Origin of the sequence: Psychrobacter sp. LFX-11D (genome assembly GCF_904846475.1) — a bacterium.
Classification (GTDB): Bacteria; Pseudomonadota; Gammaproteobacteria; order Pseudomonadales; family Moraxellaceae; genus Psychrobacter; species Psychrobacter cryohalolentis.
Genome location: NZ_CAJHAV010000003.1, coordinates 91,951 through 115,959, shown reverse-complemented (window position 1 = coordinate 115,959; position 24,009 = coordinate 91,951). Strand labels below are relative to the sequence as shown.

Annotated in this window: 18 protein-coding genes; 16 read left to right on the top strand and 2 right to left on the bottom strand. The window is 42.5% G+C overall.

What is annotated here, in order from left to right; genetic code table 11:
* Positions 1-72: 72 nt before the first annotated feature.
* The gene (locus tag JMX75_RS03440) at positions 73-1,005 is read left to right on the top strand and encodes a hypothetical protein (protein WP_201531036.1); all 933 of its coding nucleotides are present in this window, start codon (positions 73-75) and stop codon (positions 1,003-1,005) included.
* 101 nt (positions 1,006-1,106) lie between these two features.
* Here the strand turns inward: JMX75_RS03440 and uvrA are convergent, their stop codons facing one another.
* On the bottom strand, positions 1,107-4,013 hold the full coding sequence (gene uvrA, locus JMX75_RS03435) for an excinuclease ABC subunit UvrA (RefSeq protein ID WP_201531034.1): 2,907 nt from the start codon (positions 4,011-4,013) through the stop codon (positions 1,107-1,109).
* Positions 4,014-4,598: 585 nt separating this feature from the next.
* On the opposite strand from uvrA, the gene JMX75_RS03430 reads away from it, so the two are divergent.
* The 10 genes from JMX75_RS03430 (at position 4,599) to JMX75_RS03385 (ending at position 16,198) form a co-directional block, all read left to right on the top strand.
* Entirely contained in the window at positions 4,599-5,963 is a 1,365-nt protein-coding gene (locus JMX75_RS03430; protein WP_201531032.1) for an MFS transporter, read from the top strand.
* Between the two features lie 108 nt (positions 5,964-6,071).
* Positions 6,072-6,731: a single-stranded DNA-binding protein gene (gene ssb / locus JMX75_RS03425; protein ID WP_020444130.1), complete on the top strand. Its 660-nt coding sequence runs from the start codon at positions 6,072-6,074 to the stop codon at positions 6,729-6,731.
* Positions 6,732-7,103: 372 nt separating this feature from the next.
* Positions 7,104-7,427, top strand: coding sequence for an H-NS family nucleoid-associated regulatory protein (locus tag JMX75_RS03420; RefSeq protein WP_201531030.1), 324 nt, complete (start codon positions 7,104-7,106; stop codon positions 7,425-7,427).
* A gap of 216 nt (positions 7,428-7,643) precedes the next feature.
* Positions 7,644-8,474 carry a type II secretion system protein N gene (gene gspN, locus JMX75_RS03415; RefSeq protein ID WP_201531029.1) on the top strand — a complete coding sequence of 277 codons (831 nt, stop codon included), beginning with the start codon at positions 7,644-7,646 and terminating at the stop codon, positions 8,472-8,474.
* Entirely contained in the window at positions 8,475-9,377 is a 903-nt protein-coding gene (locus JMX75_RS03410; protein ID WP_201531027.1) for a type II secretion system protein N, read from the top strand.
* Between the two features lie 212 nt (positions 9,378-9,589).
* Positions 9,590-11,845, top strand: coding sequence for a type II secretion system secretin GspD (gene gspD, locus JMX75_RS03405; RefSeq protein ID WP_201531025.1), 2,256 nt, complete (start codon positions 9,590-9,592; stop codon positions 11,843-11,845).
* Positions 11,846-12,176: 331 nt separating this feature from the next.
* Positions 12,177-12,332 (top strand): hypothetical protein, encoded by a 156-nt coding sequence (locus tag JMX75_RS03400; protein WP_201531023.1) that lies wholly within the window; start codon positions 12,177-12,179, stop codon positions 12,330-12,332.
* A 71-nt stretch (positions 12,333-12,403) separates the two neighbouring features.
* Positions 12,404-13,414, top strand: a complete 1,011-nt coding sequence (locus JMX75_RS03395) for a TatD family hydrolase (RefSeq protein ID WP_201531021.1) — start codon at positions 12,404-12,406, stop codon at positions 13,412-13,414.
* A 72-nt stretch (positions 13,415-13,486) separates the two neighbouring features.
* Positions 13,487-14,377: a ThiF family adenylyltransferase gene (locus JMX75_RS03390; RefSeq protein WP_227673131.1), complete on the top strand. Its 891-nt coding sequence runs from the start codon at positions 13,487-13,489 to the stop codon at positions 14,375-14,377.
* Between the two features lie 21 nt (positions 14,378-14,398).
* Positions 14,399-16,198: a GAF domain-containing hybrid sensor histidine kinase/response regulator gene (locus tag JMX75_RS03385; RefSeq protein WP_227672987.1), complete on the top strand. Its 1,800-nt coding sequence runs from the start codon at positions 14,399-14,401 to the stop codon at positions 16,196-16,198.
* A 126-nt stretch (positions 16,199-16,324) separates the two neighbouring features.
* Here the strand turns inward: JMX75_RS03385 and efp are convergent, their stop codons facing one another.
* Complete coding sequence (efp, locus tag JMX75_RS03380) at positions 16,325-16,897, bottom strand: elongation factor P (protein WP_011514270.1); 573 nt, start codon at positions 16,895-16,897, stop codon at positions 16,325-16,327.
* 193 nt (positions 16,898-17,090) lie between these two features.
* Here efp and epmB point away from each other — a divergent pair, with 193 nt between their 5' ends.
* The 5 genes from epmB (at position 17,091) to JMX75_RS03355 (ending at position 23,984) form a co-directional block, all read left to right on the top strand.
* Positions 17,091-18,098 (top strand): EF-P beta-lysylation protein EpmB, encoded by a 1,008-nt coding sequence (epmB, locus tag JMX75_RS03375; RefSeq protein ID WP_201531017.1) that lies wholly within the window; start codon positions 17,091-17,093, stop codon positions 18,096-18,098.
* 175 nt (positions 18,099-18,273) lie between these two features.
* Positions 18,274-19,980, top strand: a complete 1,707-nt coding sequence (locus tag JMX75_RS03370) for a hypothetical protein (protein WP_201531015.1) — start codon at positions 18,274-18,276, stop codon at positions 19,978-19,980.
* Positions 19,981-20,218: 238 nt separating this feature from the next.
* A complete protein-coding gene (locus tag JMX75_RS03365; protein WP_201531013.1) occupies positions 20,219-22,312 on the top strand; it encodes an EAL domain-containing protein in 2,094 nt (697 codons plus the stop codon).
* A 143-nt stretch (positions 22,313-22,455) separates the two neighbouring features.
* Positions 22,456-22,911, top strand: coding sequence for a c-type cytochrome (locus JMX75_RS03360; protein WP_181209752.1), 456 nt, complete (start codon positions 22,456-22,458; stop codon positions 22,909-22,911).
* Positions 22,912-22,976: 65 nt separating this feature from the next.
* The gene (locus JMX75_RS03355; protein WP_201531011.1) at positions 22,977-23,984 is read left to right on the top strand and encodes an AAA family ATPase; all 1,008 of its coding nucleotides are present in this window, start codon (positions 22,977-22,979) and stop codon (positions 23,982-23,984) included.
* The last annotated feature ends 25 nt before the right edge of the window (positions 23,985-24,009 follow it).

The window sequence follows — 24,009 nt, the reverse complement described above, 5'->3', positions numbered from 1 at the left end:
AATTCTCAAATTAAGTTTATCAAACTAACACATATATCCATACTTTCCAAAACATGAAAAGAGTTCGTTACTATGAGCAGTACTTCTAAATATACAATGAGTGATATTCCTACTTACAAAGAACCTGAAGGATTTATGCTCGTCACAACAGGTCAAATAACTAAGAAGGTAGCGCAAAATATTGGTAAAGATAGGTTCAATAAAGCCTCTAATAGATATTTAAAACTCGGTATCCATGATTCAGATTTTAAAATAGTTAGTTTAGATGATTTAAAGAATATGACCGAAGTCGATAGAGATCAGCAACTCAAAAGTCAGAAAGTCATAGTTTTTTTAGTTGAAAAGGAGGCTGGCTTTGATGGTTTACGTGTCTTTCAAGAAGAAATAGCTACTATATCAGCACTGACTTTTGCAGTCTTTCCTTCAACCATAGATGAAATAAGTAGTTTCAAGACCAAACCCGAAAATGCTTTAACAGATAAGGTGAGCACACTGTCATCTATTCCTACTTTTGCTATACCTTTCATCACATCACAAGCAAAAAATGATTTTGTAAACGATATGAGCATTGAGAGTTATAACTTTTATTATTCCTTTATAGATTCAATTGTAACTACAGTTTGTAGCGTTTATAGGCAGGATGACTCTATGATTGGCTATGACTTTAATGATTGGAAACATGTATTCAGCGGCAATAGACTACTAAATATACTTCCAACAATTTATGCAAGCGAAGATAACAAAGCTAATTTCAAGAGTAATTATTTAGAAGGGTTAAATAAAGCTGGAATTAATCTGACTGACATCAAAGATATAATCTGTGTAATGAGTGCTAGTAGACCCCCTAGCTTAGAACAAACATGTGAAGTAACCGAGGCTGTAGAGGATGACTTTGCTATTTTTTGTACGACAACTATGAAGCTTACTCAAGATTTAGCTATTTTTGAAGACCCAAGCATAATAAGTGTCAATGTCGTAGTAAGTAGGCATTGTGAAGATGGATAATTAGCAGTATAGAGTAGATTAAGTACGACAACCAAGTTTCAGACAACAAAAAAGGCCACTCCGTAAAGAGTAGCCTTTTATTAATAATTAACTAATTTCTACTAACTTATTTCTTTCATAGCCTGCTTAAGCATTGGCTTTAAGAACTCACCAGTATACGAGCCTTTCACTTCCGCCACTTCTTCAGGTGTACCTTCCGCGATAATAAGTCCGCCACCTTTACCGCCTTCAGGGCCAAGGTCAATCACCCAATCCGCCGTTTTGATAACGTCAAGATTGTGCTCGATGACCACGATGGTATTACCTTTATCGCGTAGGGTATGCAAGATATTGAGCAGCTTATCGATATCATGGAAATGCAAACCAGTGGTGGGCTCATCCAAGATATAGAGCGTCTGTCCGGTATCACGTTTGGCAAGCTCACGTGCTAATTTAACCCGCTGCGCTTCACCACCTGATAACGTCGGTGCAGACTGACCCAAGCGGATATAGCTAAGACCAACATCCATTAATGCTTGCAAACGACGGTAAATCGCTGGAATAGCTGAGAAGAACTCAGTGGCATCTTCAACGGTCATATCGAGCACGTCGGCGATGTTTTTACCTTTATAGTGAATCTCTAAAGTCTCGCGGTTATAGCGCTTGCCTTCACAGGTATCACACGGCACATACATATCAGGTAAGAAATGCATCTCAACTTTAATGAGACCATCACCTTGACACATCTCACAGCGTCCGCCTTTGACGTTAAAGCTAAAGCGACCGGCTTTATAACCACGGGCGCGCGCTTCTTGCGTTTGTGCAAACATTTCACGAACTGGTGTAAACACGCCGGTATACGTCGCTGGGTTTGAGCGCGGCGTACGACCAATCGGGCTTTGATCGATATCGACCATTTTATCCAAATGCTCAAGACCACTAATGCTGTCATGCTTATCCGCAATGAGCGTTGAGGCATTATTTAGCTGTGTTGCGGCAAGTGGCATCAAAGTACGGTTAATCAGCGTCGATTTACCAGAGCCAGACACGCCAGTGATACAAGTCATGATGCCAATAGGTATCGTCAAATCCACGTCGTGTAAGTTGTTGCCTGACGCGCCTTTCAGCTCAATCGTCATCGGGACTTGTTTAGGCTTGGCTTTCCCTTTGACTTCCATATCGATCGTTTTGGCTTTATGGCGTATGCTTGGAATCTCGATTCTTTTCTTACCAGACATATATTGTCCAGTCAGCGATTCTTTGTTTGCCATGATGTCATCGACCGTACCTTGAGCGATGATATGACCACCATGTATGCCAGCGCCCACTCCGATATCGATAACGTGATCCGCTTGACGAATCGCATCTTCATCATGCTCAACGACCAATACCGTATTACCCAAATCACGCAAGCGCGTTAAGGTCTTGAGCAAGCGATCATTATCACGTTGATGCAAACCAATCGATGGTTCATCGAGTACATACATCACACCCATCAGACCTGCGCCGATTTGGCTAGCCAAACGAATACGCTGTGCTTCACCGCCCGATAGCGTTTCAGCAGAGCGTGCAAGTGATAGGTAATCAAGCCCGACACTGACGAGGAAGTTGAGGCGCTCATTAATCTCTTTAAAGATTTTTTCCGCAACTTCACCTTTATGACCGCCAATTTTAATGGTCTTGTAATATTCAGCCGCATCACCGATAGACAGCTTCACGATTTGAGCGATGGTTTGATCGTCAACGCGGACGTTGCGTGAAATTTCATTGAGACGCGCACCATCGCAGACATTACAAGTGGTATCAGCCAAGTATTTGGCCAACTCGTCACGGACTAGGTTGCTTTGGGTTTTGGCATAACGGCGTTCTAGATAAGGCAGCACACCTTCAAATGGTACGGTCTTGTTGGTTTTACGACCGCGCTCATCAGTAAAGTTAAACGTCAGCTTCTCTTTACCAGAGCCTTGCATAATAAGGTCTTGCTGTTCTTTTGGTAAATCTTGCCACGGTGCATCCATGTCAATTTTGAAATGATTGCAAACAGTTGATAGCAAACCAAAGTAATAGGCGTGACGTTTATCCCAACCATTAATCGCGCCTTGATTGAGCGATTTTTCATGATGGGTAATCAGTTTTTCGGCAGAGAAATACTGACGTTTACCAAGACCGTCACAGCTTGGGCAAGCACCGTACGGATTGTTAAAACTGAACATACGCGGCTCAAGCTCAGAGACCGCGCGATCACAGACAGGGCAGGAGTGCTTGGCTGACATCACTTGGTTGTCATCGCCGCCTTCTTTTGGATTGCCATCCATAAAGTGTAGCGTCACTAAACCTTGGCCTAGACGTAGAGCAGTCTCCAAACTTTCAGCGACGCGGTTACCTAAGTCATCACGAACTTTAAAGCGGTCAACGACGACTTCAATGGTATGTTTTTTCTTTTTATCGAGTGTTGGTAGCTCATCAGTATCGTAGACATCGCCATCGACGCGCACACGTACAAATCCTTGACCAATTAATTGCTCAAGTAAGACCGTATGCTCACCTTTACGCTCACGAATGACAGGTGCCAAAATCATGATTTTGGTGTCATCTGGCAATGCCATAACTTGATCGACCATTTCGGTGACCGACTGCGCCACCATTGGCTCACCATGCTCAGGGCAAAACGGCGTACCAATACGCGCATAAAGCAGACGCAGATAGTCATAAATCTCGGTAATCGTACCGACGGTTGAGCGCGGATTATGGTTAGTCGATTTTTGCTCGATAGCAATCGCCGGTGACAAGCCTTCGATACTATCAACGTCTGGCTTTTCCATTTGCGAGAGGAACTGACGTGCATACGCTGACAAGCTCTCGACATAACGACGTTGCCCTTCAGCATACAGCGTATCGAATGCCAATGAAGATTTACCAGAGCCTGATAAACCCGTAATGACCACAAATTTATCTCGTGGAATGTCTAAGTCGATATTTTTTAGATTGTGAGTGCGTGCGCCGCGAACCTTAATATACTCGTGTGCCATCGGTGATAGGTTTCCTATTTGCTAAATGATATTTTCAAAAAAATTAAAAGGAGCAATCAATATGAGTTAAGTGATTCATTGAAAGCATAGATGAGTTTAAAAATGCTATTCAAATTAATACGGCTTTATAAAAATATGCAGTTTTCACAAAGCGATAGTAATGGCTGTCTATATTAGAATATGCTTTTAATACTTGAAATGGATAAAGGTAATCTAAATAAAGATTAACTAATATGAGTGGTTTGTTATAGATTTGGCAGAATAACGTCGTTTTGTAAAAAGATTTATCATAAGTTTTTTCAGACAACAACGTTCTCAACGTCTTACTTTATTGTCATGATAGCTGCATTATTCAAGGTGCAATGACCCATCAGATGCACTTGGTAACAAAATTAACGCGTAAAATGAATGGCTTAAGTCGGTGTCCGCTATGATGCTGAAGTAGGAGGGCAAAAGTCTCGGCAAGCAAACGGCGAATGTCTTATACTAGTGAGCTTAATTTGTAGGCTAAAGCCTTGATACAGTCGTAATAATACAAGCAGAGCTGCCGTGATAAACCAGCAATGATGAACCAGTGAGGCAAGTATGAATAGCGTAGAAAAACGGGCAATCCTCGGGGTCGGTGGTATCTTTGCCTTGCGGATGATTGGTTTGTTTATGATTGTGCCAGTATTTTCTGTATATGGTGATAATTACGCGCATGCGACGCCGTTTCTGATTGGTTTGGCAGTCGGTATTTATGGGCTAGGACAAGCGATATTTCAGATTCCAATGAGCCTTGCCGCGGATAAGTTCCCGCGTAAGCCAATTATATTTTTAGGTCTTGTCTTGTTTGCCATCGGCGGTATTATTGCTGCCAATGCCACGGATATTTATGAGGTCATTATTGGTCGGGCGCTGGCAGGTAGTGGCGCGGTCTCTGCGGTATTGATGGCGTTACTTGCCGATGTAACTCGTGAGGAGATGCGCACCAAAGCGATGGCGACGATGGGTTTGACGATTGCGACCTCTATCATGCTTGCTTTTGCCTTTGGGCCTCTATTAGTAGGCTCGCTTGGCATCTCAGGATTGTTTTGGTTGACTGCAGGCTTTGCAGTTTTGGCGATGTTATTGTTACTGTTCGTCCCGACACCGCTACGGGTACTTAAGCACAATTTAGACAATAAATCGATTGGTCAGCAGTTGGCAACAGTTCTAAAAATTGGTGATCTAAATCGCTTGCACATTGGCATATTTGCTCTGCATCTGACCATGACCGCTATCTTTGTTATTCTACCGCATCAGCTTAATGACGTACTAGGATTGTCGGTACGTCAGCAAGGCTTGGTCTATTTGCCGTTATTATTTATTGGCTTTGCCGTCGCGATACCTTTTATTATCATCGCCGAAAAGAAACGCAAAATGCGCCAAGTATTTTTAGCCGCGATTGCACTGATGACGGTTGCCTTAGCATTATTGGCGCTCGGTGGTCAGGTTGGCGTCGGTATTATATTAGGTTTATTGCTCTACTTTATGGGCTTTAATCTACTTGAAGCAACGATTCCTTCATGGATATCCAAGCGCGCACCAGTCGCCAATAAAGCCACTGCGATGGGGTTAAATTCATCCAGTCAGTTCTTTGGTGCTTTTGTTGGTGGCGCAATGGGCGGGTTGTTATTAAGTCAGCCTAATTTGTTGGCATGGGGCATATTGGCAATTATAATGGCCGCCTCTTTATTGCTGATTATTCCTATTGCTGATCCACCATATTTGTCAAGTACGACTGTGACGATACCAAAGAATATCGATATTCAGGACTGGTCACGGCAAATGCTGGCAGTAGATGGTGTTGATGAGCTGGTGGTCATGGCAAAAGAACAGGTCGCTTATTTAAAATTGGACAAGACGCAGCTCACAGATACTTCGCGACAGGAGCTGTCGCATTTGGCACAAAGCACTCTAGATATTTAACAGAAAAATGGTTAAAGTAAAAGTATATTACTGCTAAGATTGAGGCTTTATATTAAAGACTCGATTAAAGCTGGTAATAAAATTATTCATAAGTAAAAGGACGATATCATGCGCGGTGTTAATAAAGTTATCATCATCGGTAACCTCGGTGCAGACCCTGAGGCACGTCAATTCAATAACGGCGGTAGCGTGACCAATATTTCGGTTGCGACGTCAGAGCAGTGGACAGACAAGCAAAGCGGTGAAAAAAGAGAAGCAACGGAATGGCATCGTATCTCACTATTCAATCGCTTGGGCGAAATCGCTGCGCAGTATCTTCGTAAAGGCAGTAAGGTATATATCGAAGGCAGCTTACGTACCCGTAAATATCAAGATCCTAACGGACAAGACCGTTATATCACTGAAATTCGTGCTGAACAAATGCAAATGCTAGATGGCTCGACAGGTGGTAGTAATGATGCTGGTGGTGGCTTTGGTAGCAATAACCAAGGTGGTCAAAGCAACCAAGGTAGCTATGGTAATCAGGGCGGCGGGTTTAGTAACCAAGGTGGCCAGAATGACTATGGTCAGCAAGGAGGTAATCAGCCCGCTCAACAAGGCGGTTATAATCAAGGCGGCAGTGCGTCACAGGGTGGTCATCAAAATAGCTTTAACAATCAGAATGCGCCCGCTCAGCAGAATCAATTTAATAAACCGACTCAAGCACCAGCGCAGTCGAAGCCTACAGCGATGCCAGATGGCCCTGTAGACGATGACATTCCGTTCTGAGGAATACATAACTAGTAACTGTTGATTAAATCAGATGGGGTCTATATAAATAGACCCTTTTTTTATATTTAAAGAAAGATTAATAAATAAAGCTATTTATTTAATATCATTGATTGTCATCGAATTAACTGTCATTTACTGATTTTAGTAGAAAATAATGATAAGTCATTGTTATTGTCAGTATTTTTGTTTATATTAGCGTTGCTTATAATTTTAAGCATTCACACCATATTTATCAATAGACAATCAAATTTTTATCAATATGCGAAAGATTTATTATTTAATAATTACTGTATTTAGTAGTTCTTGATAAATCTATTTTTAGTATAAATGCTATTTATTTATACCCTTTATTTTAATGTGGAAAATACTATGAACAAAAGTAATGTTATTGATTTAAACAGCTTAAATGTTGATGAGCTACGTGCTATTACTGAAAATGCACAGCAGCTTATTGCTCAAAAGCAACACCAGCGCTTGTATGATGCTTATACGCAGTTTGAAAAAATCGCTGAAGAAAGCAACGCCAGTATCGAGGAGATTTTACAAGCGGGCGAAAAACTAGAAAAGAAGCGTAGCATTAAATACCGTAATACCGACAATGACGAAGAAACATGGACTGGTCGCGGACGTAAACCAACATGGTTAGTAGAGGCCTTAGCTGGAGGTCGTCGTCTTGAAGATTTTGCTATTTAATTTTCTAATGGATAGTCGCTGTTATATTTAGCAACGAACGCTCTGTCTGTAAAGTTCTGTTTGATTAACAAGTAGATCGAACCTTTATAGGCAGATAAAAGCCAGTATCTTTTTACCAAAATAGTGGTAAAAAGATACTGGCTTTTTTGCTGTCATCTGTATGCTATTGTTTGCTATGATAATGACGTTTTTACCTGATATAAGAGTTATGCCATCGTGCCCCAAGTATCTGCCTCGTCTCATAAGCATCCCCGTAAGCTGTGGTGGTTGATTGGGCTTGTCTTGTTCGCGCTATTTGCTGTTTTGCAAATGCCCGCAGCATGGCTACTTGAAAAATATGCACCAGAGACGCCTTATATACAGCACGTGTCCGGTAATGTATGGCAGGGCGCTGCAATTTGGCAGATACCTCTGTCAGCGACGCCATTGATCGGGGCGGCTGAATGGTCATGGCAGCCGTGGCATTTATTATTGGGTAAGTTTGGTGCGAAGATTGATATTTTATCAGAGCAAACTCGCCTCAATGGTCAGGTAAAAATAGGCGCAAATTCTTGGGAAGTAAAAGACATGAGCGGTAAAATTGCGCCTGAGACTCTGACTCGGGTTGTCGATTGGCAATTACCAAATACGCCAATTCAGGTCAATAATATCTCGCTCAAACGTCAGTCTGGTTCAAACGATGGTGACTCAAACAGTGACTCTAATAGAAACACGTCGGGCTTTCGTCAAGCGTCAGGTCAGCTGACATGGATTGGCGGCGAGCTTGGCTATCCTAGCGGCGGCAAAATATTTTATCTCACCATACCTGCGCTGCGTGCTGAGCTGAGCACCGAGCAAAAAAATAACAAAAATCTGCTGCATATCAATCTTGTCAACAATCAAGACAAGCGTTTAGGCGACTTGTATCTTGATGGCGATAATATGTTGGATGTCAGCTTGACCCAGCGTCTGCTCGAGAGTATGCCTGAATACAAGGGGAAAGCGCCGCAAGATACGCCTGTGGTTAGTGTGCGTCAACCACTGTTAAATGGGCTAGGGGCACGCTAGATGATGACGCTCCCTACAAGTTTAAAACCTGTGCTAAATACTTTTAACCGCTTTGCCGTTTGGCTGCTATTATTGGCAATCACTTGGTTAAGCTGGACGGCAGCGCGACTCCTATGGCTGCTGCTTGCGCCACCGTTAGCGCCGGCATTACCACTGGTACCTTTACAGGATAACGCCTTATCCGCTCCAGATTATAGTAGTCTATTTGCTATTTTTGCTGACCCTGATCCTATCGCTGCTGTAGTGCAGCCGCCGCCTAATATTGTGCTAAAGGGTGTATTGCTGGCCATTCCAGAGAGTTTGTCTTCGGCACTTTTAGAGGTCAACGGTGAAGTCAAAAACTACCGAATTGGTGACACCTTAAAAGACAGCGATTACACGTTGGTTGCGGTTGCTTGGAACGAGATTATTATAGCTGATACTATTGACAAGGAAACGGTGATTCGTATGCCAGAAGCCATGCCACTTGATCAAAGTGCGATGATCGCAGGCGGGGTCAGTAATCAGCGCTTGCAAGATGGCAATATGCTACCTAATGCGCCTGTGCCTGACCTAAGCAATACTGGTAATCAACCGGCTGCCGAAGCACCTAGCGACAGCGCGCCCAAATCTGCAATTGACGAAGCAGTGACTGAATTACAAGAAAACCCTGCCAGTTATTTAAGTAGAATGGGTGTAATGGCGGGAGGCGATAACTATCAAGTCACAGCAGCGATGCCTGCTAATATACGCAATCGCTTGGGACTTGAATCTGGTGATCGAGTGCTGAAAGTCAACGGGCAAAGCGTCGGTAGTAATCCTGCTCAGGATGCTCGCGTATTACAACAAGTGAAGCAATCAGGGGAAGCACAGATAGAAGTACAACGTGGCGATCAAGTTATTACGATTCGGCAGCAGTTTTAGCATATATAAGTGACAAAAAGGATTCTTCAAAATAAATATTTGTTGGTTGATATGATTGGCGATATGATGGCCAACATAACTTAGTATCAATTAAAATTATGACTTATCAAAAGAATTAAAGAATCAGGACTTATCAAATCCAGTAACCATTAAATTCAATAGTCATTGAATTCAGTACATACCAAGCGCCATCACTGTAGGTAATCATCAATATGGTCAGTTCTTATAATTTTTCAGTCACACCTTTGCATCATATTTTGCAGCGTTTGATGCGATTGTGCCGTCCTCTCTGCTTGGCCATACCACTATGGGCGGCTAGTACTGGGCTGGTGAGTGCTGAAAGCTGGAAGGTCAATTTGCAAGATGCTGATATCAAAGCCTTTATCAATGAAGTGGCGACGATTACCAATCAAAACTTCGTCCTTGATCCGCGCATCAACGGTAATGTGACTGTGATCTCCAACAAGCCTTTATCGCGTGATGAGATTTATCAGCTATTTTTGAGTGTGATGCAAGTCAACGGTATCGCTGCTATTGATTCAGGAACAACGATTAAACTGGTGCCAGATAACGTTGCCAAACAAACCGGTGTTGCTGTTGATTTACGTGGTGAGAGCGTCGGTGAAACCTTGGCAACGCGGGTGATTTATCTGACCAATACCCAAGCAGCAGAAGTCTTGGGCGTTATCCGTCCGCTCATGCCACCGTCTGCACATGCCGCTGCTGTGTCTGGAGTCAATGCCTTAGTGCTGTCCGATCGTGCTGATAGCCTAAATCAGCTGACAGCGCTTATCCGTGATTTAGACAGTAATGTGAATGACAGCTTACAAGTCATACCACTACGTCATGTCGATGCCGAACGTATGATGGAGTTGATTAGCGCACTGGTGGCGAGTGCTGGTAGCGGGCAAGCGCAAGGTGGCAACAATCAGCTAAAGGTTATCGCCGACACGGCGAGCGATAGACTGTTGGTTAAAGGCAGTCCTGAGATGATTGCCAAAGTTCAAGAGATGGTCAATCAATTGGACACAACGCCATCAAGGCGCTTAAGTGGTCTGCGTGTTTTCCGCCTAAAATATGCCAGTGCCGGTCATATTGCTGAGATGCTGCGCGGTCTCCTTGCCAGCCAATCCATCAATAGCTCTGGTGGTTCTTCAACATTAGAGTCAGCATCATTGAATGATGCCGCTGCTACAGGGTCGTCGCTAACTGGTGGCGCTAATAGTAAGGTAGGTAGCAATAGTATCGGTGGTACTGCTGCTACGCCTTTACCGAATAATAGTTCCGCGGGTACAAGTATCGGTATCGGTGGTCGACCTTTTAGTATTATCGCTGATGAAACTCAAAACGCCGTCATTGTTAATGCAGCACCTGAGCTGATGTTTGAGATTGAAGATGCTGTCAATCAGTTAGACAGCCGCCGCTCGCAAGTATTGATTCAAGCAGCTATTGTTGAAGTATCAGGCGATGATGCAACGCAGCTTGGGGTTCAGTGGGCGCTGGGTAATGCCAATAGCGGTTATGGCGTGGTGAACTTTAATAACGTGGGCGCAAGTGCGGTTTCACTTGCCGCTGCTGCTTTGTCAGGTGGTACAGGGATAAGCGCGGCAGCAGGCTCCATTGCTGGTGCTTTGTTAGGTATTGGCAGTAGTAGTAAAGACAGCAAAGGCAATGCGCAATTCTATGGTGCTATCTTGCAAGCGCTTGATTCTTCTACCAGCGCCAATCTGCTATCTATGCCATCGATTTTGACCTTGGACAATGAAAAAGCCAGTATCTTAGTGGGTCAAAACGTGCCGTTTGTGACAGGCTCCTACACCACGGGTAGTGACTCTTCGACGAACCCCTTTCAAACCATCGATCGCCAAGATATTGGTATCAATCTAAACGTCATCCCGCATATTGGTGCAAACGGCACCGTACGTTTAGAGGTATCACAGGAAGTTTCTTCAGTCGTACCGGGTAGTGCTGGGAATGCCAGCGGTCTTATCACCAATAAAAGCCTGATTAATACCACGATTTTGGCAGATGATCAGCAGACCATTGCTTTAGGTGGCTTGATGCGCGACAACTCCACTACGCGCCAACAAAAAGTGCCAGGTTTGGGTAATGTACCCCTTATCGGTCGACTGTTCCGCTCGGATAATGACAATAGCCAAAAAAGCAATTTAATCATATTTTTACAGCCGACTATCCTCCGTGATGGCGGCGCAGTAGCAAGCGTGACAGAGCGTAAATACAATCAGATGCGCGTTCTTCAGCTGGTTATTGATAAAAACGGTACGATTAAACAGCTGCCATTAAGCGGTACCGAAGGTTGGAATGGTGATATTAGTGCCGATTACGAGCTCATGCCACTCAATCCTTTGATTCCTAAACGGGATCAAAAGCCAAAAACAACTTCCAAAGGTTTTACTCGTGTTGATAGTCCAAGCACAGGTATCACAACTTATCCCTTAAATCGTTAAGCGCTTTTATGGCTGTTTGCTAATAAGTCTGCTAATAATCTAGCTAGGATTTTAGCGCTTACCAAACTCTGCTTTCATATCTCTCTCAAAGTTTTACTATACTTAAAAGTACGGTGTATTACATACACCGTACTTTAGTTTGCGTATTCATATAATAGATAAACATATGCCTTGGCTATACGCGTATAATAAAAACAGATAACATAGGTATGTCACGCTTTTGCTGATAGTACGATATATTTGTTAAGATAAATAAAGGTCATCTATAAAGCCGTATTCATCAGATATCAGCTAAGTACTATTCGTCAGTTAATTTTAAAAGGTAACTATAATGGCAAGCACTAATAATAAAAAAAAGTGGCTGGCATTAAGCGTAGTGGGTATTGCATTGGTACTGATACCAAGACGCAGTAGTCAAAAGGCGCACAAACCAGTGCCTGAAAATTATGACCCTATAAAAAAAGCTAAAAGTACAGATAGTGAGTAAAATGATTCTTTAGAAAGTAGTTAATGGGAAAGCTGACTTATCATAGCAATGATGAATTTTGGAGTTTCTTGATGACAGAGATTGATACATCAGCTATCAATAATAAAGTAAGAACGAAGATTTTTCCTTTAATTGATACTCATACGCATTTTGATGCTCCTGTGTTTGATGAGGATAGAGGTGAGCAGGCGCAATTTGCCTATGATAAAGGTGTGCGCCATTTAGTTTTGGTTGGCTACTTGCACCGATATTTTTCACGGCTTTATGAGAATCAGCAGCAGATAAATAATCTTTGTCAATTGGATAAAAAAAATTGTTTGAACCAAAAAAAACGTTTTCCTAAAGTACATATTGCACTAGGTTTACATCCTTTTTATATTGAGCAGCATACAGAAGCCCATTTGGAAGAAATGGCGCAAATGCTAAATGAACAACGTCCATTGGCCATTGGTGAAATAGGTTTAGATACTTTTACCGATGCCATGAAGCAGCCTGAAACGTTTGCCAAACAACAGCGGTTTTTTATTGCGCAGTTAGATATGGCAGTGGCACATCAGCTACCTGTTATGCTGCATATTCGTAAAGCACATGCCGAAGCACTGGCTTTACTAAAAGCGCATAATTATGACGCGCATAAGCTTGGCGGCATTGCCCATAGTTTTAGTGGCGGTGTACAAGAAGCCAAAGCCTTTGCGAAATTAGGGTTTAAGCTTGGCGTGACTGGGCAAATAACCAATCCCAATGCGAAAAAACTGCGCCTTGCCATTCAAGCTGCGGTTGAGAGTTATGGTATTGACTGTTTGGTTATCGAGACAGATTGCCCCGATATGATGCCTATCCTAGGCCAGACGCTAGATAATAATTTAGAAGGTGCGTCATCTAATAACGCGTCTGTGCTTGGACGAGATAAAAATAGCGAACGGGGTGATACATCTATGCATAGTAGGAATGTTCCTGCTAATTTGCTTTACGTATTACATAGCTTGAGCGAATTACTAAATGTTTCTGCGGCTATTCTCGCTCAGCAATTGTGGCTCAACAGTTGTAATGCTTTGCAAACTAAGTGGTCTTATACGCTTTGAAGTTTTTAGCGCATACTAATTAATATATAGATGGTTTAACAATAAAATTTTTAAAAGAGTTTCTACATCGTTATGAATGAAGACACACAGATGCAGTCAGATATTATCCAGCCAGAGCCTATCGAAGAGCAAATGTTTGTATCTGAAATATTAGAGACACCTGATAGAGATGCCGAGCAGTATGAGCGCCGTTTTAAAGGTACTCAGACACTGTATGGTAATGCTGCGGTAGATACATTTTCTGCTGCGCATGTTTATGTTATTGGGGTAGGCGGTGTCGGTTCCTGGGCAGCAGAGGCTTTGGCGCGTACGGCTGTTGGTACTATTACATTAATTGATTTAGATATATTGGTAGCATCCAATGTCAATCGGCAGCTGCCCGCTTTAGATAGTACCTTTGGGCAAAGTAAAATTGAGGCGATGGCAGCACGTATTCGTGAAATCAATCCAAAAGCTACGTTGCATTTGGTTGATGATTTTTTGACCACTGAAAATGTCGCAACATTGCTGCCCAGTCGTGAAGAAGCAAAAACGGCGGCACAAACCGCTCCGATTGTGATTTTAGACTGTATCGATGATATGGATGCCAAGCTTGCCATTGCTTTGCATTGCCGCTTTAATAAACTAAAATTGGTCTGTGCTGGCGGGGCAGGTGGTAAAATAGACCCCAGTCAGATTAGAGTCGGCGATTTACGAGACACCTATCAAGATCCATTATTGGCCAAATTACGTAATAAATTGCGCCATGAAAAGGGCATCAATAGTGCCCTAAAAGAGAAATTCGGTATCAAGTGTGTTTATTCTACAGAACCACCGCGCGTAGACAAGAGCTGTCAAACAGGTGGTTTGCACTGTGGTGGTTATGGTTCGGCGGTCGTCGTCACCTCAGTGGTTGCCATGCTTATGGTGAGTGAGGCATTACAATTATTGCTTAAGCAGGCGGCTGTTAAACCAAGCCTCTGATATGAATTTATGGAGTCCACCTTGTCTATATCCAACGTACCAGACTTTGATTACCCTATCGCAGAAGATGATGCGGAGCGTATCAATAGGCTCAAAAAATATCAGGTATTTAATACCAATCAAGAGTCTTCTTTTGCACGTTTGACTGAGCTTGCGAAACTGTTTTTTAATGTGCCGATGGTGGCGATTACTTTTATAGATGAAGAAACTCAGTACCTAAAATCTGGTATTGGTCTTGACGAGGTATGTACCACGACACGTAATGTGGCTATTTGTAATTATACTATATTGTCTGATAGCATTTTTGTGGTAGCTGATTTGGCAAACGATGAGCGCTTCAATACAAATCCATTTGTCGCCCAATGGCCTAACCTACGCTTTTATGCTGGCGCTCCTATCATTATGCATGAAGATGGCAAACAGTACCGTTTTGGCTCTTTATGTCTGATGGATATAGAGCCTCATCATGATTTTAGTGATGAAAAAGCCGATGTCTTATCCCAATTTGCGACGATGGCAGCCGACGCTTTAAAGCTACAAGAGCAGCAGCGTAATGCTAAATATGCCAATGAGATGAAGTCAGCGTTTTTGGCCAATATGAGTCATGAGATACGCACACCGATGAACGGTATCATCGGTATGGTTGAGATGCTCAGTGACACCATGCTGAGCGTTGAACAAAGAGAGTATATCGAGAATATAAAAGTATCAAATGAGCATTTGCTCGCGATTATCAATGGTATTTTAGACTTATCAAAAGTCGAAGCCGGTAAAATGACTATCGATTCTATCCCGATGAATCTATCTAGTCTCTGTAATGAGGTCGTTAGCTTATTTGCTATCAAAGCTCGCCAACGTGGCTTGGTTTTAGACTATCACTATACCGAGTCACTATCGCCTTATGTTAAAGGGGATCCCGTACGTCTTAAGCAGGTCATGGTAAATTTGGTCAATAATGCGATTAAATTTACCCGTGAAGGCGGGCGTGTAACGATTGATGTTAAACATATGCAAGACAATCCTTGTCTAGATAATAAGGATTGCGATCAGACTAAAGGCAGTAATGATAGTCGTTTAGATTTTGCCATTGATGATAAAAATGACACAACGATTCATCAAGAAATGACTTTATGTATTGAGGTTACGGATACGGGCGTCGGTATTAAGTCTGAATCATTAGAGGCAATATTCGATGCTTATGATCAAGCAAATAAATATACCCATAGGCTTTATGGTGGTACCGGACTTGGATTGTCTGTTTGTAAGTCTCTAGTGGAGCTAATGGGTGGCTATATTGAAGTAGATAGCGTAGTCGGTATTGGCACGACCTTTAGAGTATTATTGCCGCTACCGTGTATTGCTACAGAAGATTATGAGATATGGCAAGCGGACAATGACTTTACAATAACGTTGCCGAGTGATGAGCTGGTCGGTCATATCTTGTTGGTTGAAGATGATAGTGTGAACGCGATGATTGCCAAAAAAGCCCTTAATAATGGTGGTCATACGGTCACTCACGTCAATGACGGGCAACAAGCTATCGAGATATTTGCCTTATATCCTGAGCGCTATGATGTGATTTTGATGGATCATCACATGCCGATTATGGATGGGGTACAGGCAACCATCAAACTTCACGAGCTCTATGCTCCTCAAGACTTGCCGCCTATTATTGCGTTGACTGCCAATGCAATGGATGGCGAGCGTAAAAAATACCTTGATGTGGGTATGCAGGATTATTGTACAAAGCCTTTCAAACAAGAGCAGCTGAATGCGTTGGTGCAATATTGGTTGATGCATAAGCAATCATTAGAACAATAACTGGCAGTTTAATTCCACCCTTTATTATTCATGACTTATTTGCTAGCCATTAAAAAGCTTAACCTCTCTCTGAGCGGTTAAGCTTTTTTGTTTTTACAGACAGACTAGAGCTATCTATTAATAGCTTTAGCTAACGCGCGTTTGATAATCGCCAGTACGAGTATCTACACGTACTACTTCACCTTGCTGCACAAATAATGGTACACGTACCACAGCGCCAGTCTCTAACGTTGCAGGCTTGCCGCCGCCGCCTGAGGTATCACCACGTACACCCGGATCGGTTTCAGTGATTTGCAATTCAACGAAGTTTGGCGGTGTTACTGAAAGAGGAGCACCGTTGAATAAAGTGATGGTACATAGTGCATTGCTGTTTTCTTTTAACCACTTTATTGAATCGCTCATCGCTGTTTTGTCCGCTTGAATCTGCTCAAAACTCTCAGGATGCATGAAATGCCAAAATTCACCATCGTTATAGAGATAGTTCATTTCAGTGTCCATGACATCAGCAGCTTCTAAGCTATCGCCTGACTTAAAGGTTTGTTCTAATACTTTACCACTACGAAGATTGCGCAATTTAACACGGTTAAAGGCCTGTCCTTTACCTGGTTTGACAAACTCGTTTTCAAGAATGGCACAAGGGTTGCCATCGAGCATGACTTTGAGACCAGATTTAAATTCATTGGTAGAAAAACTTGCCACGGAAGACTCCTAAGGGTTTAGAAAAAGGGTTGAAAAAAAGGATGGTAAATATTTTTAGTGAAAATGGAGTGCCAGATTTACCGTGCTAAAAGATATGAGCCATTCTGCTACATAAACGATAGGACGTTTGCTTTGATAGGCGACGCCCTAACAGCGTATAATATCGGCTTTTGGGCACAGGTATTAGGTTGTCATGATAAACCATTTAATCACACAAAAAAACTGGCAAACGCAATTATCCGAAGCCATTACCTCTATTGATGAGCTGCTTGAGATATTAGAGCTACAATCTCTGCGCTCAGAAGTCTACGTGCCTAAGCATTTTGAGCTGCGAGTACCGCGTGCCTTTGTGGCAAAAATGACCGTTGGTGATCATGATGATCCTTTATTAAGGCAGGTGTTACCCAATCATAAAGAGCAAATGGCAGTAGCGGGCTATGTGGCTGACCCACTAGCCGAAAATGCGCATAATCCTGTCAAAGGCGTACTGCATAAATATCAATCAAGACTGCTATTAACCATTACTGGTGCTTGCGCGATTCATTGTCGTTACTGCTTTCGTCAGCATTTTGACTATAGTGCCAATATGCCAACTGCCAGCGCAAAACAGGATATTATCGATTATATCAGCGCCCATCCTGAGATTAATGAAGTTATCTTAAGTGGCGGTGATCCATTAAATGTGACCAATAGACGTCTATTTGCTTGGCTAGATACTTTAGAGGCGATTGGGCAACTGACAACCATTCGTATACATACCCGTCTACCGCTCGTGATTCCAGCAAGGCTTGATGATGCGTTATTAGAGCGTTTGGCACAAAGCCGTTGTCAAATCGTTATGGTCATTCATGGTAATCATGCCAATGAGATTGATGCGTTGACCGCAGAGTATTTGCAGCGCGCTCGTGCCGCAGGAATTACTTTATTAAATCAAGCGGTACTTTTAAAAGGTATCAATGACAGCGTTAGTGCGCAAACGGCATTGAGTCAGCGTTTATTTGCAGCGGGCGTGTTGCCCTATTATCTACATGTACTAGATAAAGTGGCGGGCGCGGCTCATTTTGACAGTGATGAGAAATTTGCCATTGAGCTTTATTGGTCGCTATTGGCTAAATTACCGGGCTACCTAGTACCCAAACTGGTCAGAGAATTGCCAAACGAACCTTTCAAGGTGCCAATTAATGTTTACAATAATAGGTAAATTGTGCACTATGATAGGGTTTTTATTTTGGCAAATACATAACAAGAAATAGATTTGAGAAAATTATAAATAAGCAACATATATAGAAGAATGGTTAGGTATGATAGCAATATTCTTTTTTAAGAATATATCCTTCTACACTCATGGATAACTTACGCAATTACTAAGGATGGTAATGGTAAATTTATCGACGTTTCAAGCGTATTTAGCGGCTGAACCCCCTTTTTTAGAAGCTTGCAATAAGTTTAAGAGTAGCAATGAGCCGCACTTGCATAAATGGGCGGCACTATTGCCAGCGCAAACAGAGGCCCAGCAAGTCGAACAAATAGAAAAAGTATTAACAGAATTGCGCCTGATTCCTACTGATGATAGGCAGCGTTTAAGATTGATTAAGATTGTCACTAATGCCGCCAGTCAGCTAATTGCGGCGCTACGCCAACAGTACATTTATGAGACAGGGGCGCTCAATGAGGCTCAGCTTGGCTATGTTGCTCAGGTGAAGTCGCTGTACTATTCATTGATTATGACCTATGACGGCGTGATACGCCGCGAAATTACCCTTTTAAAGGATAAGCAGCAAGCACCTTCAAGTAATCTGTTGCAGCGCTATTTTACCAGTGAAAAATCATCTCCTGTTACCTTGGCGATTGCCACTTACCAAACGCTACTGATGTATCAAAAACTGCTATTTGAAGATGGCTTTTGTTATCAAAAGTCGCCAGCCTATATATGGGCCAATGTAAATAACTTATATCTTAACGCATGCCAGCAGCGAGTCTCACATATTGTACTGAGTGCTTACATTCCAGCGCTGCAAGGTGATACTATCCATCATTTATATTGCCAAATATGCTTGCATGAGTTGCTAAATGTACGAGCACTGCGTCGACCTCATATCTTACTGCTACAGCGTCTGCTGCCAGCGTGGAGTGCACATATAATTGCTACCATAGAGCCGCGCACAGCAACGCGAGTGTTCGTCAATCTACAGAGTAAAGAGCCGCCTACTTATTTAACTGCATTATCTACTATCAACCCATATGATGCTCATCACACCTGCTTATTTATAGAGCTTGAACCTTTAGTGACGTATTTACAATCGCGTATGAAAACCTTAACTGATACTGATCGAAGAGGGGTTGAATATTTTCTGATTAATACCGTTTCAATGGCGATAAGATATCGTTATATTCAACCAAAGCGCATGCCTCCTATTGATCAGAATACAAAGCAGACGGTAACGATAATAGCGGGTTTTAATGAGATGCATTATCGTATCAGTAACGGTGAAGCTTTCAGCAATTTAATAGCATCTAAAAACCTGCCAGAGTATCAGCAGCCGCGTTATGATACCTTACCAAAAAATTTTGCTACCCATAAAGAATTAAGGGCGGATACATCTGAGGGTGATAATCAGTTGTCACACTTTCGTACCCTACGCTTATTTCTAGATTCATCTGAGCCAATTGATAAAATTGATGATCTCACTTCCATCGCACCACCTTTACAAATAATGAGCCTTTTTTTATTGTGTCGCAAAGATAAGGCTACCGCGCCTAAATGGTCCATGGGAGTAGTGCGTTGGCTTAATTTGGATAGCGCAAAACTCGAGCTTGAATGGCAAATCCTTGGTCATAAGATAATCGCCTGTGGAATTTGTCTACAAGATAGACAGAATCGCAGTCAGCATTTTGTGCCAGCGTTTGTCATCGGAGCAGATGAACACTTACAAACGTCTTATAGTCTATTGTTACCAACCTCTCATTTTCAAACAGATGATAAGGTTATCATGCGTATTAATGACCAACAGAAATCTTTGCGCTTGGGTCGTAGTCTAATGGTGACTGATGAATTTAGCCAATATGAAGGGGTGCAGGGTTAATGACGTTAATCTACATAAAAGCCGGACCTCTAAAGACCTAGTTACTCGTGTCATATAAAATTGCTATGTCGAATTATTTAACAATTACCATGATAAGTTAAGCAACAGTCGGCTAAATTATTGTTTATAATGACAACAATAACTACGACGCTGTTTCTTAATATTCTGCTATCTTTTATATATTTGACGACAGCTCAGCGGCGATTCATATTATTTTTTAAGATTAAAAAGGCTTTCTATGCGTACTCAGTCTCTCTTGAACTTATTGGTTATCGATGCTGATCAGCTTTATGCTGAGCGCCTTGTAGACTTGCTCGGTTCATACTATGACAGTGTGAATTTAGGTTTTTTGGACGATAAAGATGAGTTGCTAAAATCATTGCGTCAATCATGGGATGTGTTGGTTTTTGGTCAAGCGTATGATATGAGTTTTACCGACGTGGTTGCTATTATTCAAGAGCAAGATATTGACTTACCATCGGTTTGTTTGATAAGTAAAAACACGGTAGCCAACGCTCACAATGACGAAGGCTTACCGTCTATTATGAATGGTACGATGGTTAAGGCACTCTATGTAGAGCAAGAAACGGCAGTCATCATGGCTATTCGCTTATTGCACGAAAACTTGCACAGTCGCCAACAGCTTAAGACATTGCAGTCTGTGCTCTCTGAGGCAGAACAGCGCGCAAACGTATTGATTAAAAACTCAAAAAGTGCAGTTGCATACATTGATCAAGGGATTCATATCTTTGCCAATGATCCGTATCTGCAGTTATTTGGTTTTGAGGCGATGAACGATATTATCGGTATACCTGTGATTGATTTGATTGCAGGCGGTGATAATGTTAAGGCTGTTAAACAGTTTTTACGTCAGTTCGATAAAGGGAACCGTAAAGACGTTGAGTTTAATTTTGAGAGTAGACGTAAGGATGGCAGTACGTTTGAAGCAAAACTACAGTTGGCAATAGCGACACTAGATGGTGAGCCGGTCACCCAGATTATTATTCAACAAAATAATAGCAATAGCATTGAGGTCGCCAAACGTTTGGCTGAAGCTGAGCGTAAAGACAGCTTAACGGGCATTGATAATCGCCACAGCTTTGAAGAGCAGCTGGCGGCAGCATATGAGCAGGCAAGAAAAGGGGCTTTGACGGCGGCACTTTTGTATGTGCAACTCGATAATGTCGGAAAAATTAGAAGCAGTTTAGGTCTGCAAGGTATTGATAGCACGGTGAAACAAGTCGCTAATACCTTAGATGAGCTGGTAGTCGATGGTCATGTCAGCCGCTTTAGTGATACAGCATTCACTATTTTGGTCGAAAATCAGACGACAGCTGCGCTTGAAAAGCTGGCTGAACAGATTGGTATGAGTATCAGTAAGATGCTTATTGAAGTGGATAAGCGCACAACCAATACGACAGCAAGTACTGCTATTGTTAAAATTGAAAAAAATACGCCTGAGCCTAGAGTGCTGCTTGAGCGCGCCATGGATGCCATCAATCAAATCATGATAGAGACCTCCAATCATGGCGGCCGCTATCATTTATATGATGCAAGTGAACACGCCAATAGTGACGATCATGCGCTAGCAGAATCTCTGGTTGATGCCATTACCAATAATCGCTTTGAGTTATTGTTCCAGCCCATATATGACATCAATAATGACCGTAGTGATTTCTTTGAAGTATTCCTGCGGCTACCGCTAGCAGATGCTGAGAATACCGTATTGACTCCAGAACAGTTTATGGCGGTTGCAAAATCTCATCAATTATTAGAAAAAATAGACCGCTGGGTATTAATTAATGCCTGTAAGAGAATCAATGAAGTACGTAAAACTCATCCAGAGGCGCGGTTACTGGTACAGCTAACCAGTGCGTCCTTAATCGATAAAAAACTGCCCAGTGTTGCAAGCCAGCTTATCAATGCCATCGGTGGTAAAGCTGGGGCGTTGACACTGCAGTTCAATGAAAAAGACATCTCAGATTACTTAACGGTAGCGAAATCTCAATTCACCGCGCTCAGTCAGGTAAACTGCCAGCTTAGCATCAATAATTTTGGCTCATCCATAAAATCTGTGGAGCTTGCCAATTTTGTTCATCCTAATATGGTGCGTTTAGCCCATAATTATGTCGAAGGGATTGATGCCTCTGACAATTTAGAAACGGTCAAATCAATTATCGTACGTACCAATGAGATTAATGTTGATGTATTGATACCTTATATTGAAGATGCTGCAACCATGTCTGTTGCATGGAGTGTCGGCGCACGCTACCTACAAGGCAATTATTTAGAAATGCCGAGTAACAGTATCAAAGTCTCTAATGAGAGTTAAGTCTTATTTTATATTCATAAATACTATATAGATACTCTGCATTTATGGTCTACAGACGGCTATCGATGTCTATCAACCTTTGCATTATAGAATGTTTGATGTAGACTCATCGACATCAATACCTATTAATTAAAGATGACACCATGTCTATAGTCAATAAATATCAACTGGTCGGTATGCTTGTTGCCGCTTTGCTACTAAGTGCTTGTGAGAAAACGCCGCCTGATTATCGTCCTACTGTCACGCTACCGCTTTATATTGAAGGCGATGCCGATAATGGTGCACTCATATATCAAGATGCTTGTGGTCAGTGTCATCAGTTAAACCCCGGTCTCAATAAAAAAGGCCCGCAGCTGATGAATATTTATGGCGCGCCGGCAGCGGAACTTGCAGATTATACTTATAGTGAAGGACTTAAAGCCTCGGGTTGGGTATGGGATGCTCAAACGCTTGATACTTATATTGCGGATGCTGAAAAAGCCATGCCAGATTCTAAAATGCTGTCAGACCCGATGCCAGATTCTAAAGAGCGCGCTGATGTGATCGCTTACTTGTCTACCCTTCGCGCAGCTGCCCCAAGTGTTGAAAATGATAAATAACCCTTACCTGATACCTTTTTTTCCTCACAAATTAAACCCATAATCGCCTTAACGCAGCCACTAATATGCCCCTTTCATCGAAACATCAGCTGATATCAGAAACGCGTCCTCAAACGGTGCCTAGTGCTGCTGATTATAGCCATAATCAGCAAAAAATTGCTCAGTTAATGGCGCAATTGAATCAAATCGTATTGGATAAATCGCAAGTAGTTAAGCTTGCGCTTAGTGGTATTTTAGCAGGCGGTCATTTATTGCTACAAGACTTGCCGGGTATGGGTAAGACGACCTTGGCACAAGGTTTAGCCCAGTTATTAGGCTTAAGCTTTAGCCGTGTGCAGTTCACCAATGATATGCTGCCTGCCGATATATTGGGCATGAGTATCTATGATCAAAATAAGCGCCAATTTGAGTTTCGAGCAGGTCCTATCTTTACCCAGCTGCTGCTCGCTGATGAGATCAATCGCTCAAGTCCCAAAACCCAGAGCGCTTTACTTGAAGCGATGGAGGAGCGGCAAGTGACACAAGATGGGCAAAGTTATCCCTTACCCAGGCCATTTTTTGTGATAGCCACTCAAAACCCTTTGCAGCAAGCAGGTGTTTACCCACTTCCTGAGTCGCAGCTAGATCGATTTTTATTGTGCTTATCGCTTGGTTATCCATCAGCTGCAGCAGAGCGGGCATTGTTAAAAGGTCAAGATCGCCGCGAGCTTTTAAACAGTTTGGGTGCGGTGCTTGATACGGAAGCGGTGTTATTGGCGCAGCAAGGGGTTAAGCAGGTATACATCGCAGATGTGGTCTTGGATTATCTTCAGCGTCTGGTCGCAAAGACGCGAGCAAGCCAAGAGTATCATGGGCTGTCGCCGCGCGGTTTATTGTCGCTACAGCGCGCCGCGCAGGCTTACGCCTATGTATCAGGACATATGGAGGTCACGCCTGAAGATATTCAAGCGGTATTTGCTGCAGTCACTGACCATCGTTTGGGTCAGCGTTTTGTGCCAGCCCATGTCACTGGCGGGCAAGCTACCCCGACCATTTCTCAACGTATTTTGGCAGAAGTAGCAGTTATTGTTTAAATGTTTATGATTCGATAAATGCTCA